Origin of the sequence: Burkholderia sp. HMSC10F09 (genome assembly GCF_001806955.1) — a bacterium.
Taxonomy (GTDB): domain Bacteria; phylum Pseudomonadota; class Gammaproteobacteria; order Burkholderiales; family Burkholderiaceae; genus Burkholderia; species Burkholderia multivorans.
In genome coordinates this window covers 1-15,028 of sequence record NZ_KV786759.1, presented here as the reverse complement: position 1 = coordinate 15,028, position 15,028 = coordinate 1, and the positions used below count along the sequence as shown (strand labels likewise).

13 protein-coding genes are annotated in these 15,028 nt (G+C 67.1%); 9 read left to right on the top strand and 4 right to left on the bottom strand.

What is annotated here, in order from left to right:
- Nucleotide 1: 1 nt before the first annotated feature.
- Entirely contained in the window at nt 2-538 is a 537-nt protein-coding gene (locus tag HMPREF3115_RS16995; RefSeq protein ID WP_006406621.1) for a KdsC family phosphatase, read from the bottom strand.
- Complete coding sequence (gene kdsD / locus HMPREF3115_RS16990) at nt 538-1,521, bottom strand: arabinose 5-phosphate isomerase KdsD (protein ID WP_006406620.1); 984 nt, start codon at nt 1,519-1,521, stop codon at nt 538-540. Before kdsD ends, HMPREF3115_RS16995 begins: the two co-directional genes overlap by 1 nt.
- 126 nt (nt 1,522-1,647) lie before the next feature.
- Here kdsD and HMPREF3115_RS16985 point away from each other — a divergent pair, with 126 nt between their 5' ends.
- From HMPREF3115_RS16985 to purU, 5 genes are all read left to right on the top strand, one after another.
- Nucleotides 1,648-3,654, top strand: a complete 2,007-nt coding sequence (locus HMPREF3115_RS16985) for a monovalent cation:proton antiporter family protein (protein WP_006398261.1) — start codon at nt 1,648-1,650, stop codon at nt 3,652-3,654.
- Nucleotides 3,655-3,731: 77 nt separating this feature from the next.
- Nucleotides 3,732-4,298, top strand: coding sequence for an adenine phosphoribosyltransferase (locus tag HMPREF3115_RS16980; RefSeq protein ID WP_012212706.1), 567 nt, complete (start codon nt 3,732-3,734; stop codon nt 4,296-4,298).
- Between the two features lie 26 nt (nt 4,299-4,324).
- On the top strand, nt 4,325-4,939 hold the full coding sequence (locus tag HMPREF3115_RS16975; RefSeq protein WP_070555293.1) for a LysE family translocator: 615 nt from the start codon (nt 4,325-4,327) through the stop codon (nt 4,937-4,939).
- A 5-nt stretch (nt 4,940-4,944) separates the two neighbouring features.
- Nucleotides 4,945-5,802, top strand: a complete 858-nt coding sequence (locus HMPREF3115_RS16970) for an NUDIX hydrolase (protein ID WP_070555290.1) — start codon at nt 4,945-4,947, stop codon at nt 5,800-5,802.
- A 66-nt stretch (nt 5,803-5,868) separates the two neighbouring features.
- A complete protein-coding gene (gene purU, locus HMPREF3115_RS16965) occupies nt 5,869-6,753 on the top strand; it encodes a formyltetrahydrofolate deformylase (protein WP_006398265.1) in 885 nt (294 codons plus the stop codon).
- Between the two features lie 89 nt (nt 6,754-6,842).
- Here purU and HMPREF3115_RS16960 read toward each other — a convergent pair whose 3' ends face one another.
- Together HMPREF3115_RS16960 and uvrA are read right to left on the bottom strand one after the other, a co-directional pair.
- Nucleotides 6,843-7,928 (bottom strand): AI-2E family transporter, encoded by a 1,086-nt coding sequence (locus HMPREF3115_RS16960; protein WP_006406616.1) that lies wholly within the window; start codon nt 7,926-7,928, stop codon nt 6,843-6,845.
- A gap of 260 nt (nt 7,929-8,188) precedes the next feature.
- Nucleotides 8,189-11,074 carry an excinuclease ABC subunit UvrA gene (gene uvrA / locus HMPREF3115_RS16955; RefSeq protein WP_070555287.1) on the bottom strand — a complete coding sequence of 962 codons (2,886 nt, stop codon included), beginning with the start codon at nt 11,072-11,074 and terminating at the stop codon, nt 8,189-8,191.
- A gap of 271 nt (nt 11,075-11,345) precedes the next feature.
- Between uvrA and HMPREF3115_RS16950 the strand changes: the two genes are divergently transcribed.
- From HMPREF3115_RS16950 to HMPREF3115_RS16935, 4 genes are all read left to right on the top strand, one after another.
- A complete protein-coding gene (locus HMPREF3115_RS16950) occupies nt 11,346-12,533 on the top strand; it encodes an MFS transporter (protein WP_006406614.1) in 1,188 nt (395 codons plus the stop codon).
- A 102-nt stretch (nt 12,534-12,635) separates the two neighbouring features.
- On the top strand, nt 12,636-13,178 hold the full coding sequence (locus tag HMPREF3115_RS16945; RefSeq protein WP_070555283.1) for a single-stranded DNA-binding protein: 543 nt from the start codon (nt 12,636-12,638) through the stop codon (nt 13,176-13,178).
- Between the two features lie 291 nt (nt 13,179-13,469).
- The gene (locus tag HMPREF3115_RS31940; protein WP_200053068.1) at nt 13,470-13,694 is read left to right on the top strand and encodes a hypothetical protein; all 225 of its coding nucleotides are present in this window, start codon (nt 13,470-13,472) and stop codon (nt 13,692-13,694) included.
- 640 nt (nt 13,695-14,334) lie between these two features.
- A complete protein-coding gene (locus HMPREF3115_RS16935) occupies nt 14,335-14,961 on the top strand; it encodes a DNA-3-methyladenine glycosylase (RefSeq protein ID WP_070555280.1) in 627 nt (208 codons plus the stop codon).
- The last annotated feature ends 67 nt before the right edge of the window (nt 14,962-15,028 follow it).

Sequence of the window (15,028 nt, the reverse complement as noted above, 5' to 3'; positions counted from 1 at the left end):
GTCAGGCTCCGCACGCGGCTGCCAGCAGCGCGTCGTAGCGGCGCTGCGCGCGCAGCACCGTATCGCACACTTCGCGCACCGCGCCTTCGCCGCCGCGGGCTTCCGCGACCCAGTGCGCGCGCGCGATGACTTCCGGATGCGCGTTCGCCGGCGCAGCCGCGAAGCCGCAGCGCAGCATCACCGGCAGATCGGGCCAGTCGTCGCCCATGTAGCCGCACGCGTCCGGCGCGATGCCGAGCGATGCGGTCAGATCGGTGAAGACGCTCAGCTTGTTCTCGACGCCCTGGAACAGGTGCGTGATCTTCATTTCCTTCGCGCGCGCCGCGACGATTTCCGAGCGGCGGCCCGTGATGATCGCGGTCGCGATGCCGGCTTCGCCGAGCAGCTTCACGCCGTGGCCGTCCAGCGAATTGAACGACTTCATCGCGTCGCCCGCGGCGGTAAACAGCAGGCCGCCGTCGGTCAGCACGCCGTCGACGTCGAAAATCATCAGCTTGACGCGGCTCGCGCGTTCGGCTGCAGTCAGCGCAGCGCTCATCAAATCACCTTCTTCGAAAACAGGTCGTGCATGTTCAGCGCGCCGATCAGCACGCCATCGGCGTCGACGACCAGCATCTGGTTGATCCGGTGGCGCTCCATCAGTTCCACCGCTTCGACCGCCAGATGGTCGGCGCCGATCGTGCGCGGCTCGCGCGTCATCACGTCGGCGATCGGCAGGCGGCGGAAATCGCCGTCGCGCGCGAGCACGCGGCGCAGGTCGCCGTCGGTGAAGATGCCCGCGACCTTGCGGTTCGTGTCGACGACGGCCGTCATGCCCATCCGCTTCGCGGTGATCTGGAACAGCGCGTCCGAGAGCGTCGCGTCGAGCCCGACATACGGGACGTCGTCGCCCGTGCGCATCACGTCGCGCACGTAGGTCAGCAGGCGCCGGCCAAGCGCGCCGCCCGGATGCGAGCGCGCGAAATCTTCGGAGCCGAAGCCGCGCGCGTCGAGCACGGCGACGGCGAGCGCGTCGCCGAGCGCGAGCGCGGCGGTCGTGCTCGCGGTGGGCGCGAGATTCAGCGGGCACGCTTCCTTCGACACCGCCGCGTTCAGGTTCACGTCGGCGAGCGTGCCGAGGCTCGATTCCGCGCGGCCCGTGATCGCGATCAGCTTCGCGCCGATCCGCTTCACGAGCGGCAGGATCGCGACGAGTTCTTCCGACTCGCCGGAATAGGAAATGCCGATGAAGACGTCGTCGGGCGTGACCATGCCGAGGTCGCCGTGGCTCGCTTCCGCCGGATGGACGAAGAATGCGGGCGTGCCGGTGCTCGCGAGCGTGGCCGCGATCTTGCGGGCGATGTGCCCCGATTTGCCGATGCCGGAGACCACGACGCGGCCGCGGCAGCCGAGCAGCAGCGCGACGGCGTGGGCGAAGCTGCCGTCGAGCTGGTCGCGCAGCGCGCGCACGGCGTCCGCCTCGATGTCGAGCACGTCGCGGGCGAGCGCGAGCGCCCGATCATCATTGATTTTCGCTATCATGCGCGGAGTATAGCAAAGGCGTTTGTTCGCCGCGCCGGCCCATTCGGACGTGTCCGATGTCGCCGGTCTATCGCCACTTGCCGCGCCCGTCTTGCCGTGGCCCCGACGAACGAGGACGCTCCGCCCGTGATTTCCCCGCTCGAAATGACCCTGCTGCTGCTGCTGGCCTCGGTGGTAGGCGTCGTCGTATTTCGCTCGCTGAATCTGCCGCCGATGCTCGGCTACCTGACCGTCGGCATCCTGGTCGGCCCGCACGCGTTCGGCGTGGCGGGCGACCTCGAGCGCGCCGAGCATCTCGCCGAGTTCGGCGTCGTGTTCCTGATGTTCTCGATCGGTCTCGAGTTCTCGCTCGCGAAGCTGCGCGCGATGCAGCGGCTCGTGTTCGGCCTCGGGCTGATGCAGGTGGTCGCGACACTCGCGCTCGCGGTCGTGCTCGGCATGCTGTTCCAGCGCTGGGTCGACATCACGTGGCAGGGCAGCGTCGCGCTCGGCGGCGCGCTGGCGATGTCGTCGACGGCGATCGTCTCGAAGATGCTCGCCGAGCGGCTCGAGATCGAGACCGAGCACGGCCGCAACATCTTCGGCGTGCTGCTGTTCCAGGATCTCGCGGTGGTGCCGCTGCTGATCGTGATCGCCGCATTCGGCGCCGAGTCGTCGAAGGATCTCGCGCTGACGCTCGGCTTCGCGGCCGTCAAGATCGTGATCGCGCTCTCGCTGCTGCTCGTCATCGGCCAGCGCTTCATGACGCGCTGGCTCAACGTCGTCGCGCGGCGCCGCTCGCAGGAACTGTTCGTGCTGAACCTGCTGCTCGTCACGCTCGGCGCCGCGTTCATCACCGACCGCTTCGGGCTGTCGCTCGCGCTCGGCGCATTCATCGCCGGCATGCTGATCGCCGAGACGCCGTTCCGTCATCAGGTCGAGGAGGACATCAAGCCGTTTCGCGACGTGCTGCTCGGCCTGTTCTTCGTGACGACCGGGATGCTGCTCGACCCGCGCGTGATCTGGGAGCATCCGCTGCTCGTGGGCGGATTTTTCGTCGGCCAGATCCTGTTCAAGGCGACGATGATCGCGGGCCTCGCGCGCCTGTTCGGCGCGACGCCCGGCGTCGCGATGCGCACCGGTATCGGGCTTGCGCAGGCCGGCGAATTCGGCTTCGTGCTGCTGAACCTGATCCTCGATCGCCATCTCGTCGACGCGACGCTGCTGCAGGCGATTCTCGCGTCGATGCTGCTGTCGATGCTCGCCGCGCCGTTCCTGATTCAGAACGCCGATCGGATCGTGATGCGGCTGTCGTCGACCGAATGGATGCAGCAGTCGCTGCAGATGACGCGCATCGCGACGCAGAGCCTGAAGCAGCGCGGCCACGTGATCATCTGCGGCTACGGCCGCGCGGGCCAGAACCTTGCGCGGATGCTCGAACAGGAAGGCATCTCGTACGTCGCGCTCGACCTCGACCCCGATCGCGTGAGCGCGGCCGCGACGGCCGGCGAATCGGTCGTGTTCGGCGACGCCGCGCGCCGCGAGTCGCTGCTCGCGGCCGGCATCCATCGCGCGGCGGCCGTCGCCATCACGTACGCGAATACGCCGTCCGCGCTGCGCGTGCTGCACCACGTGCACGAACTCGAGCCGACATTGCCGGCGATCGTGCGCACCGTCGACGATGCCGATCTCGAGAAGCTGCTCGCGGCCGGCGCGACCGAGGTGATTCCGGAGATCGTCGAAGGCAGCCTGATGCTGGCGTCGCATACGCTGGTGCTGGTCGGCGTGCCGATGCGCAAGGTCGTGCGGCGCGTCGAGGAGATGCGCGACGAGCGCTACAGCCTGTTGCGCGGCTATTTCCACGGCGCCGACGATGCGGACGACGACGATCACGAGCAGGTACGGCTACAATCGGTGCCGGTCGACGCGCGTGCGGACGCGGTCGGGCGCTCGCTGGAGGAGCTCGGGCTCTACGCGCTCGGGCTCGAAGTCACCGCGATCCGCCGGCACGGCATTCGCGGCGTCGAACCCGATCCGCAGACGAAGCTGCGTGCGAGCGACATCGTCGTGCTGCGCGGGCTGCCCGAGGCGCTCGCGCTCGCGGAGGAGCGGCTGTCGCGCCATCGCCGCGATCCGCCGGCCGTCGCCGCGTGAGCCGCGATTCATTACCTGACCCGTATTTTTTCGAAACGGTGCCCGAGCTTCGCGCACCGTTTTTTTCGGAGAGTTTCATGTCGCATTCGTCATCGGGCGCGCCGCTCGATCCGGTCGCCTTCATTCACAGCCAGATCCGCACGGTGCCCGACTGGCCGCAGCCCGGCGTGATGTTCCGCGACATCACGACGCTGCTGCAGAGCCCGAAGGCGCTGCGCATCCTCGTCGACCTGTTCGTCGAGCGCTATGTCGACGCGAAGCTCGACTACGTCGCGGGGCTCGACGCGCGCGGCTTCATCATCGCGCCGATCGTGGCGTACGAGCTCAGCGTCGGCTTCGTGCCGATCCGCAAGGTCGGCAAGCTGCCTTACAAGACGCGTTCGGAATCGTACGAGCTCGAGTACGGCAGCGCGACCGTCGAGATTCACGAGGACGCGTGCAAGCCGGGCGACCGCGTGATCATCATGGACGACCTGATCGCGACCGGCGGCACGATGATGGCCGGACGCAACCTGCTGGAGCGGCTCGGCGCCGTCGTCGTCGAAGGCGCGGCGATCATCGATCTGCCCGATCTCGGCGGCTCGGCGCTGCTGCGCAATGCGGGGCTGCCCGTCTATACCGTCACCGAATTCGCCGGCCACTGAGCGCCGGCTCACGCAGCGAGCCCACGATGCCGAACTTCATGCTGTTTCTCGCCACGTCGGTCGCGATCACGTTCGCGCCGGGTCCCGACAACCTGCAGGTGCTCGCGCGCGGCATCTCGCAGGGCCGCGCGGCCGGCTTCGTCGCCGCGCTCGGCTTCACGGCCGGCATCCTGTTCCATACGACGCTCGCGGCGCTCGGCGTCGCGGCCGTGCTGCGTTCGTCGCCGGTCGCGTTTCAGATCCTGAAGCTCGCGGGCGCCGCGTATCTCGTCTGGATCGGCATCAAGGCGCTGCGCAGCCACGGCCTCGCGGATGCGCATGCGCGGCCGCCGCAGCCGCTCGGCGCGATTTTCCGGCAGAGCCTGATCGGCAATCTGATGAACCCGAAGGTCACGCTGTTCTTCGTCGTGTTCCTGCCGCAGTTCGTCGATCCGCACGGCGTGCAGCCCGTGACGCTGCAGATGTTCGAGCTCGGCGCGCTGTTCATGCTGCAGACGGCCGCGATCTTCTCGCTGTTCGGCGTCGGCGCGGGCGCGATCGGCGCGTGGCTGAAGCGCCGTCCGAAGGCCGGCGTCTGGCTCGACCGTCTCGCCGGCGCGACCTTCATCGCGATCGGCATTCGCGTGGCGCTGAAGGACTGACGACGATGACCTTTCCGTGCATCGCGGCCGCGCGCCGCTTCGATCCGTCCGCGCACGTGCGCTTCGAAATCGCCGGGGCGGCGGTCGGCTGGATCCGCCGCCGCGACGTCGCGCGGCTCGCGCGCTGGCCCGACGTGTTCGAACTGTCCGACGCGCGCGTCGTGCTGTCCGATCGCTACGACACCGTCGACGCGCGCAGCATGGCGCTCGCGAGCGCGATCGGCGCGCTGGCGGCAGAAGGCGCGATTCCGGGCTGGCGCGACGAGATCTATGCGATCCGCAACCGCTTCGACGATCCGCCGCTCGCCTACATCGAGCGCGCGGCGTCGCGCTTCTTCGGCACGCAGACTTATGCGGTGCATGTGAACGGCATCGTAGAATATGCGGTTTCGCCCGGCGCGGCAGGCACGCCGCAGCTGTGGCTCGGCCGCCGCAGCGCGACGAAGGCGACCGACCCCGGCCTGCTGGACAACGTGGTCGCCGGCGGCATCGGCTGGGGGCTCGGCGTGCGCGAGACGCTGGTGAAGGAATGCTGGGAAGAGGCCGGCATCCCGGCCGAACTCGCGGCGCGCGCGATCGCGGGCCGCGCGGTGCAGGTGCTGTGCTCGCTGCCGGAGGGCACGCAGTCCGAACTGATCTTCGTGTACGACCTGCCGTTGCCGCACGACTTCGCGCCGCACAACCAGGACGGCGAAGTGGCCGAACATCTGCTGGCCGGCGTGCCCGAGGTGATCGGCTGGCTGCGCGACGGGCACGCGACGATGGACGCGAGCCTCGCGACGCTCGACACGCTGCTGCGTCACGGCTGGCTGCCGGCCGCCGACGCGGCGGGCCTCGATGCGCTGTTCGCGCCGGCCGCCTGACGCGGCTCGCGGCCGCGCGGCCCACGCGAGCCATTTGACGAATACGGAAACGAAGGGAGTACGGTCATGTCGACCGATCACAGCTTTATCTTGAAACTGTCGTGCCCCGACCGGCACGGCATCGTCCACGCGGTCTCGGGCTTTCTGTTCGAGCGCAACAGCAACATTCTGGATTCCGCGCAGTTCGGCGACAGCCGCACCGGCGAGTTCTTCATGCGCGTGCATTTTGAACAGGACGGCGCGGGCCGGGATGCCGCCTCGGCGCTCGACACGCTGCGCGACGATTTCGCGCCGCTCGCCGAGCAGTTCGCGATGCGCTGGGAACTGCACGATGCGTCGGTGAAACCGCGCGTCGTGATCATGGTGTCGAAGATCGGCCATTGCCTGAACGACCTGCTGTTCCGCTATCGCACGGGCCAGCTGCCGATCGAGATTCCGGCGATCGTGTCGAACCACAAGGACTTCTACCAGCTCGCGGCGAGCTACGACATCCCGTTCCATCACTTCCCGCTGGTCGGCGGTTCGTCCGATGCCGCGAAGGCCGCGCAGGAAGCGCGCGTGCTCGACGTGATCGACGAGCATCAGGCCGACCTCGTCGTGCTCGCGCGCTACATGCAGATCCTGTCGCCGAACATGTGCGAGCGGCTCGCGGGCCGCGCGATCAACATCCATCACTCGTTCCTGCCGAGCTTCAAGGGCGCGAAGCCTTACTATCAGGCGTTCGACCGCGGCGTGAAGCTGATCGGCGCGACCGCGCACTACGTGACGACGGATCTCGACGAAGGGCCGATCATCGAACAGGAGGTCGAGCGCGTCGATCACAGCATGACGCCGGACCAGCTGACCGCGATCGGCCGCGACGTCGAATGCGTGACGCTCGCGCGCGCGGTGAAGTGGCACGTCGAGCACCGCATCGTGCTCAACGGTACGAAGACGGTCGTGTTCCGCTGAGCGGCCGCTTCGGCACGCGTCGCCCAAACGAGAAACGCCGCGCCCTCGACATTCGGGGGCGCGGCGTTTTTTTCGCGTGCGGCGCGGCGTCAGATCATCCGCAGCATCTGCAGTTCGCGCTTGATGTACGCATAGAAGATCGGCGCGGCGATGATGCCCGGCAGCCCGAACGCGGCTTCCATGATCAGCATCGCGAGCAGCAGCTCCCACGCGCGCGATTCGATCTGGCCGCCGATGATCTTCGCGTTGAGGAAATACTCGAGCTTGTGGATGATCACGAGGAACGCGAGCGACGCGATCGCGGTGCCCATGCTGACCGACAGCGACACGGCAACGATCAGCGTGTTCGACACGAGGTTGCCGATCACCGGCAGCAGCCCGACGATGAAGGTGAGGAGCACGAGCGTTTTCGACAGCGGCAGCCGCTCGTGGAAGATCGGCAGCGCGACGAGCAGGTAGAGGCCCGTGAACGCGGCATTGATCGCCGAGATCTTGATTTGCGCGAACACGATCCGGCGGAACGCGTCGGCGAAGCGCGACACGCGCGTGACGAGCGCGGTCGACAGCGGCCGGCGCACCTTGCCGTGCTCGACGCCGATCGCGATCATCGCGCCGATGATCATCCCGAACAGCACGTGGCCGAAGCCGCGCGCGACGTTCTTGCCGCTTTGCTGCAGTTGATCCATGTGCGCGGTCATCAGCACCGCGGCTTTCGCCTTCATCTGCTCGACGTCGACCGGCAGCACGTTCGCGATCCATGCGGGCGTGCGCGCGCGCGTCTGTTCGACGATCTGCATCAGCTGGCCGAGCAGCGCCTGCAGGTTCGGCACCGTGTGCTCGAAGTGCTCGACGACCGCGATCGACAGGCCCGTCAGCGCGCCGACGATCGCGATCGCGAGCAGCACGACCGCGACCCAGCGCGCGCGCATGCTCGTCGTGTGGCGCTCGATCACCGGCGCGATCGTATGGATCAGTTGATAGACGAGCAGCCCGGCGAGTAGCCCGCCGAGCAGCTTCAGATCGAGGACGAGCCACATCGCGGCCAGCGCGAACACGTAGCTGCCGATTTCGATCGCCGACAGCTTCGGCAGACTGAAGTCGCTCGTGAGCCGCACGCTGCGCAGGTGCGGCTCGCGGCTTTGCGCATCGCGCGCCGGCTCTTGTTGCTTCTCCATCGTCAATTCCTTGTCGGCAGGAGCGCGTGCGGGCTGCGCAGCGGCTCCGAGCCATCCCGGGCGGCCGATCGCCGCCGATGCACCGGCCTGGTGCGGATTACCAAGCTTACGGCCGTAAAGTATAGCCGCCATTATGGGCTCGAACGGGCCGTTTGGCGTGCGGGGAATGACACGAAGCGGAAATGACGACGGGCGGCGCGGCGGCCGCCCGTCGCGGCGCAAGCGTTGCCCGGCCGCTGCGCGCCGGGCGACCGGGGCGATTAGCCTGCGGCGACCTTGCGCGTCGGGCGCTTGAGGAGCGGCGCGAGATACTTGCCGGTGAAGCTCGCTTTCGTCTTCGCGACCTGCTCGGGCGTGCCCTGCGCGATGATCTGGCCGCCGCCGGCGCCACCTTCGGGGCCGAGGTCGATCACCCAGTCGGCCGTCTTGATGACGTCGAGGTTGTGCTCGATGATCACGACCGTGTTGCCCTGGTCGCGCAGCCGATGGATCACTTCGAGCAGCAGCGCGATGTCGTGGAAATGCAGGCCCGTCGTCGGCTCGTCGAGGATGTACAGCGTGCGGCCCGTGTCGCGCTTCGACAGCTCGAGCGACAGCTTGACGCGCTGCGCTTCGCCGCCCGACAGCGTGGTGGCCGACTGGCCGAGGCGGATGTAGCCGAGGCCGACGTCGAGCAGCGTCTTGAGCTTGCGCGCGACGACCGGCACCGCGCTGAAGAACTCGTACGCATGCTCGACGGTCATGTCGAGCACTTCGCTGATGTTCTTGCCCTTGTACTGCACGTCGAGCGTCTCGCGGTTGTAGCGCTTGCCGTGGCAGACGTCGCACGGCACGTAGACGTCCGGCAGAAAGTGCATCTCGACCTTCAGCACGCCGTCGCCCTGGCACGCCTCGCAGCGGCCGCCCTTCACGTTGAACGAGAAGCGGCCCGGATCGTAGCCGCGCTCCTTCGCGGTCGGCACGCCCGCGAACAGCTCGCGGATCGGCGTGAACACGCCCGTGTAGGTAGCCGGGTTCGAGCGCGGCGTGCGGCCGATCGGCGACTGGTCGACGTTGATGACCTTGTCGAAATGCTCGAGCCCTTCGATCGCTTCGTGCGCGGCCGGCTCGGCGGACGAGCCGTACAGGTGCCGTGCGACCGCGTGATAGAGCGTGTCGTTGATCAGCGTCGACTTGCCGGAGCCCGACACGCCGGTGATGCAGGTCAGCAGACCGACCGGCAGATCGAGGTTCACGTGCTTCAGGTTGTTGCCGTGCGCGTCGACGATGCGCAGCATGCGCTCGGGATCGGGCGCGATGCGCTCGTCCGGATAGTCGATCGTGCGCGCGCCGACGAGATACTGGCCCGTCAGCGACTGCGGGTTCGCCTGCACCTGCTTCGGCGTGCCTTCGGCGACGACCACGCCGCCGTGCTCGCCCGCGCCCGGACCCATGTCGACGACGTAGTCGGCGGTGCGGATCATGTCCTCGTCGTGCTCGACGACGATCACCGAATTGCCGAGATCGCGCAGATGCTTGAGCGTCGCGATCAGCCGGTCGTTGTCGCGCTGGTGCAGACCGATCGACGGCTCGTCGAGCACGTACATCACGCCGGTCAGGCCGGAGCCGATCTGCGACGCGAGCCGGATGCGCTGCGCTTCGCCGCCCGACAGCGTTTCGGCGCTGCGCTCGAGCGACAGATAGTCGAGGCCGACGTTGTTCAGGAACGTCAGGCGCGCGACGATTTCCTTGATCACCTTGTCGGCGATTTCGCGCTTCGCGCCTTCGAGCGTCAGCCCGTCGAAATAGCCGAGCGCGTCGCGCAGCGGCCAGCCGCTGATCTCGTAGATCGCCCGCGCGTGGTCGCCCGTGCCGATCCGCACGAAGCGCGCCTCGCGACGCAGGCGCGTGCCGTCGCACGACGGGCACGGCTGGTTGTTCTGGTATTTCGACAGCTCTTCGCGCACGGCGACCGAATCGGTCTCGCGGTAGCGCCGCTCGAGGTTCGGGATGATCCCTTCGAAGACGTGCTCGCGCACCGTCGTGCGGCCGCGCTCGTTGATGTACGAGAACGGAATCGTCTGCTTGCCGGAGCCGAACAGCAGCACCTTGCGGATCTTCTCGGGCAGATCCTCGAACGCGGTGTCGATGTCGAACTCGTAGAACGCCGCGAGGCTCTGCAGCATCTGGAAGTAGAACTGGTTGCGGCGATCCCAGCCTTTCACCGCGCCGGCCGCGAGCGACAGCGACGGATGCGCGACGACGCGCTTCGGATCGAAGAACGTGATCTGGCCGAGGCCGTCGCATTCCGGGCACGCGCCCATCGGGTTGTTGAACGAGAACAGGCGCGGCTCGAGCTCCTGCAGCGAATACGAGCAGATCGGGCACGCGAACTTCGAGCTGAACAGGTGCTCGCGGTCGGTGTCCATCTCGAGCGCGATCGCGCGGCCGTCGGCAAGACGCAGCGCCGTCTCGAACGATTCGGCGAGACGCTGCTTCATGTCGGGGCGCACCTTCAGGCGATCGACGACGACGTCGATCGTGTGCTTGTCGTTCTTTTTCAGCTTCGGCAGCGAATCGACGTCGTAGATCTTCGCGACGCCTTCGTTCGCCGTGCCGCCGCCCGAGCGCACGCGAAAGCGCACGAAGCCCTGCGCCTGCATGTCCTCGAACAGCTCGGCGTGCTCGCCCTTGCGGTTCGCGACGACCGGTGCGAGGATCATCAGCTTGGTTTCCTCGGGCAGCGCGAGTGCCGCATCGACCATCTGCGACACGCTCTGCGCTTCGAGCGGAATGTTGTGATCGGGGCAGTACGGCGTGCCGACCCGTGCGTACAAAAGTCGCAGGTAGTCGTGGATTTCCGTGACCGTGCCGACGGTCGAACGCGGGTTGTGCGACGTCGCCTTCTGCTCGATCGAGATCGCGGGCGACAGCCCCTCGATCAGGTCGACGTCCGGTTTCTCCATCAGCTGCAGGAACTGGCGGGCGTACGCGGACAGGCTTTCCACGTAGCGGCGCTGACCTTCGGCATAAAGGGTGTCGAACGCGAGCGAGGACTTGCCCGAGCCGGACAACCCGGTAATCACGATCAGCTTGTGTCGCGGCAGGTCGAGATTGACGTTTTTCAGGTTGTGGGTGCGCGCCCCACGGATACGAATCTGTTCCATGAACCTGGCGAAAATGGAGGAAACCAAACCTGCTACTATAACGGCTTTTCGAGACCGTCGTCGGGGGCCTCCGGCCTTTGCAGCAGGTGGCAGCAAGGCGTCTTCCGCGTCGGGAAAGCGGCCGCACCGCGCGGTTCCGGCGGCCGGCGTTCCGGCGCTCCGGCGCTCCGGCGGCCGGCACGCCGCGGCATCGCGCCCCGCCGATTGCCCGGCCCTGATCTTTCCGCCCCTGCCGCCGGGCGGACACTCCGATCATTCGAAATTCATTCAGATGTCCAATCCGTCCGCCACGTCTTCCCGCATGAGTGCGCCCGAACTGCGCGCGACCACGTCGCTCGCGGCGATCTTTGCGCTGCGCATGCTCGGGCTGTTCATGATCATGCCGGTGTTCTCGGTCTACGCGAAAACGATTCCGGGCGGCGACAACGTGGTGCTCGTCGGCATCGCGCTCGGCGCGTACGGCGTCACGCAATCGCTGCTGTACATCTTCTACGGATGGGCGTCCGACCGGTTCGGCCGCAAGCCGGTGATCGCGACGGGGCTGCTGATCTTCGCGCTCGGCAGCTTCGTCGCCGCGTTCGCGCACGACATCACGTGGATCATCGTCGGCCGCGTGATTCAGGGGATGGGCGCCGTGTCGTCGGCGGTGCTCGCGTTCATTGCCGATCTGACCTCCGAGCAGAACCGCACGAAAGCGATGGCGATGGTCGGCGGCTCGATCGGCGTGTCGTTCGCGATCGCGATCGTCGGCGCGCCGATCGTGTTCCACTGGGTCGGCATGAGCGGGCTGTTCGCGATCGTCGGCGTGCTGTCGATTCTGGCGATCGGCGTCGTGCTGTGGGTCGTGCCCGACGCCGCGAAGCCCGTGCACGTGCCCGCGCCGTTCGCCGAGGTGCTGCACAACGTCGAGCTGCTGCGTCTGAACTTCGGCGTGCTCGTGCTGCATGCGACGCAGACGGCGCTGTTTCTCGTCGTACCGCGCCTGCTCGTCGACGGCGGGCTGCCCGTTGCGTCGCACTGGAAGGTCTATCTGCCCGTGATGGCGCTCGCGTTCGTGATGATGGTGCCGGCGATCATCGTCGCCGAAAAGCGGGGCAAGATGAAGCCGGTGCTGCTCGGCGGCATCGTCGCTATCCTGATCGGTCAATTGCTGCTCGGCAGCGCGCCGCATACCATCCTGATTGTGGCGGCGATTCTGTTCGTGTACTTCCTGGGTTTCAACATCCTGGAAGCATCGCAGCCGTCGCTCGTGTCGAAGCTCGCGCCCGGTTCGCGCAAGGGCGCGGCCACGGGCGTGTACAACACCACGCAGTCGGTCGGGCTCGCGCTCGGCGGCATCGCGGGCGGCTGGCTGCTGAAGCACGGCGGCGCGGACACCGTCTTCTACGCGTGCTCGGGGCTCGTCGCAGCGTGGCTTATAATCGCGGCCAGCATGAAAGCACCGCCGCGCAAGGCCTGATCCTTCATCCGGGCGGGCACGGGCGGTGCTTGCCGGCGTGCCCGGCGGGCGCCCGCGACTGGATCCGCGGGCGGCCCGGCATCGAATCTATTGGAGAAACACATGGCATCCGTCAACAAGGTCATCCTCGTCGGCAATCTCGGCGCCGATCCTGAAGTCCGTTACCTGCCGAGCGGCGACGCGGTTGCGAACATCCGTCTCGCGACCACCGACCGCTACAAGGACAAGGCGAGCGGCGAGTTCAAGGAAATGACCGAGTGGCATCGCGTCGCGTTCTTCGGCCGTCTCGCCGAAATCGTCAGCGAATACCTGAAGAAGGGCTCGTCGGTCTACATCGAAGGCCGGATCCGCACGCGCAAGTGGCAAGGCCAGGACGGCCAGGATCGCTATTCGACCGAAATCGTCGCCGACCAGATGCAGATGCTCGGCGGCCGCGGCGGCTCGGGCGGTGGCGGCGGTGACGAAGGCGGTTATGGCGGCGGCTACGGTGGTGGCGGCGGCGGTCGCGGCGAGCAGATGGAGCGCGGCGGCGGTGGCGGTCGTGCAAGCGGCGCGGCGCGTGGCGGTGGCGGCGGTGGCCAGAGCCGCCCGAGCGCGCCGGCTGGCGGCGGCTTCGACGAGATGGACGACGATATTCCGTTCTGATTTCCCGCACGCGGAACCCGTGAAGATCAACCCCGCCTTTTGGCGGGGTTTTTCTTTTTGCGGCGGGGATTCCGAGCTTTCTGCCAGCAGCGTGTCGCGGCGGTCCGGGGCGTGTCGTCGACGGGGGGAGACCAGTTCGAAGGCCGCGCTTTACAGTCCGCCACAGTGCGGTCTCGAGTCATTTCCGTTGGGTTGGGGGGCGGCGAGGGAGTTTCCTCGTAACCGTGAGGAAAGCCATATTTTTTGTCAGCGGATTTGCAGATAGAGTGAACCGTCGGCGCTGAATGCGAGGTGGAGACCGCCGACAATAATTCACTTTTTATGGAGACCGAATCAATGCGTGAGCTCAATCGAAATGAACTGCAACAAGTCGGCGGTGCCCTTTCCTGTCAGCTGAATCCAGCGCCCGTCAATTGGGCTGCGGTCGGAGGCGCAGCCCTGGTCGGCGCGGTCCGTGGGCCGCAATCTGCGTTGTTGAGCGGCGCAGGAGCCTTTCTCGGGCAAGCCTGGATCTGACTGATCGGCAATTTTTCGTTCTGCCGTGTGCGGGCATTTTGTACGCTCGCACACCGGTATTTTGCAATGGATTCAGGCGTCCGGAGCCCTCATGCGCTTTCGTCGTTCTCAAAGGCCGCTTGTGAAGTTTCTGAGGTATGGCATCTATCCCGATAGATTCAGCACTGAATATGGAGATGGATGGTTTGCCATCCTGCTCGGCGCCTTCGGCAGAACGCTGCCCATGTCGGTCGGGATAGCCGCACTGAGCTGCGTCGTTGCGCCCGGCGTGCTCACGACGGGAGGGCTGGCATTCACGACAGCGATTCTTTTCGCGTACAACGCGTTTTTGGAATGGCACTTGATTCGCCGATCCCGACGCGAAGAGCAATAGTCGGCCGGCACGTGCGCGGCATGCCGATTCCGCGTCACGAGGGGTGATACGATCGCGGTGCCTGACGACGGCCCACGAACGTTGTCCGGCCTGTCCGGAACGTGACCGACACACTGCCCGACCTCATCGCCCCGCATCTCGACATGCTTTTCTCCAGAATCGATCCGCACATGACGGCCGCCGCGACGGGCCGCCACGTCGATCGACGCCTGTCTTATGCTTCGCATGGCGGCGCTCGGCGCTGCCGCTATCGACCGGAGTTGCCTCATGACGCGAAATAGGCGCACGCCGGGCTGGCCCGGCACCCTGCTGTCGCGTGCGTTCTTCGATCGCGCCGCGCCGACGGTCGCGCCGCTGCTGCTGAACAAGATTCTCGCGTCCGCGGACGGTCGCGCAGGGCGGATCGTCGAGGTGGAAGCCTATGCCGGCGCGATCGACCCGGCCGCGCATACCTATCGCGGCAAGACGCCGCGCAACGCGACGATGTTCGGGCCGCCCGGGCACATGTACGTGTATTTCACGTACGGGATGCACTGGTGCTGCAACTGCGTCTGCGGCCCGGACGGCGCCGGCACCGGCGTGCTGATCCGGGCGCTCGAACCGCTGTCCGGCATCGAGCGGATGCGCGCCGCGCGTCCGCCGCAGACGCGCGATCGCGACCTGTGTCGCGGCCCGGCTCGGCTCACGCAGGCGATGGGCATCACCGGTGCGCAGGACGGCGCCGACCTCGTGTGCGCGTGCGACGGCTTCGCGATCGTCGACGACGGCACGGCACCGCCCGCGCACGCGAAAGGCGGCCCGCGCATCGGTATCCGCGTCGGCACGGATCTGCCGTGGCGATGGAGCGTGCCGGGCAATCCGTACGTATCGGGGCCCCGTGCGATCGAGCGGTAGGTGGGCACGCGGCGCGCATGCGCGCGCATCGGCGATGCGGGGCCTGTCAGGAATTTTGTGTTTAAGG

What these genes read in the sequence shown, in the direction of transcription:
- uvrA (WP_070555287.1), bottom strand. Translation starts at nt 11,074, where the DNA reads ATGGAACAGATTCGTATCCGTGGGGCGCGCACCCACAACCTGAAAAAC.
- HMPREF3115_RS16945 (WP_070555283.1), top strand. Translation starts at nt 12,636, where the DNA reads ATGGCATCCGTCAACAAGGTCATCCTCGTCGGCAATCTCGGCGCCGAT.
- HMPREF3115_RS16950 (WP_006406614.1), top strand. Translation starts at nt 11,346, where the DNA reads ATGTCCAATCCGTCCGCCACGTCTTCCCGCATGAGTGCGCCCGAACTG.
- kdsD (WP_006406620.1), bottom strand. Translation starts at nt 1,521, where the DNA reads ATGATAGCGAAAATCAATGATGATCGGGCGCTCGCGCTCGCCCGCGAC.
- HMPREF3115_RS16970 (WP_070555290.1), top strand. Translation starts at nt 4,945, where the DNA reads ATGACCTTTCCGTGCATCGCGGCCGCGCGCCGCTTCGATCCGTCCGCG.
- HMPREF3115_RS16935 (WP_070555280.1), top strand. Translation starts at nt 14,335, where the DNA reads ATGACGCGAAATAGGCGCACGCCGGGCTGGCCCGGCACCCTGCTGTCG.
- HMPREF3115_RS16980 (WP_012212706.1), top strand. Translation starts at nt 3,732, where the DNA reads ATGTCGCATTCGTCATCGGGCGCGCCGCTCGATCCGGTCGCCTTCATT.
- purU (WP_006398265.1), top strand. Translation starts at nt 5,869, where the DNA reads ATGTCGACCGATCACAGCTTTATCTTGAAACTGTCGTGCCCCGACCGG.
- HMPREF3115_RS16960 (WP_006406616.1), bottom strand. Translation starts at nt 7,928, where the DNA reads ATGGAGAAGCAACAAGAGCCGGCGCGCGATGCGCAAAGCCGCGAGCCG.
- HMPREF3115_RS16975 (WP_070555293.1), top strand. Translation starts at nt 4,325, where the DNA reads ATGCCGAACTTCATGCTGTTTCTCGCCACGTCGGTCGCGATCACGTTC.
- HMPREF3115_RS16995 (WP_006406621.1), bottom strand. Translation starts at nt 538, where the DNA reads ATGAGCGCTGCGCTGACTGCAGCCGAACGCGCGAGCCGCGTCAAGCTG.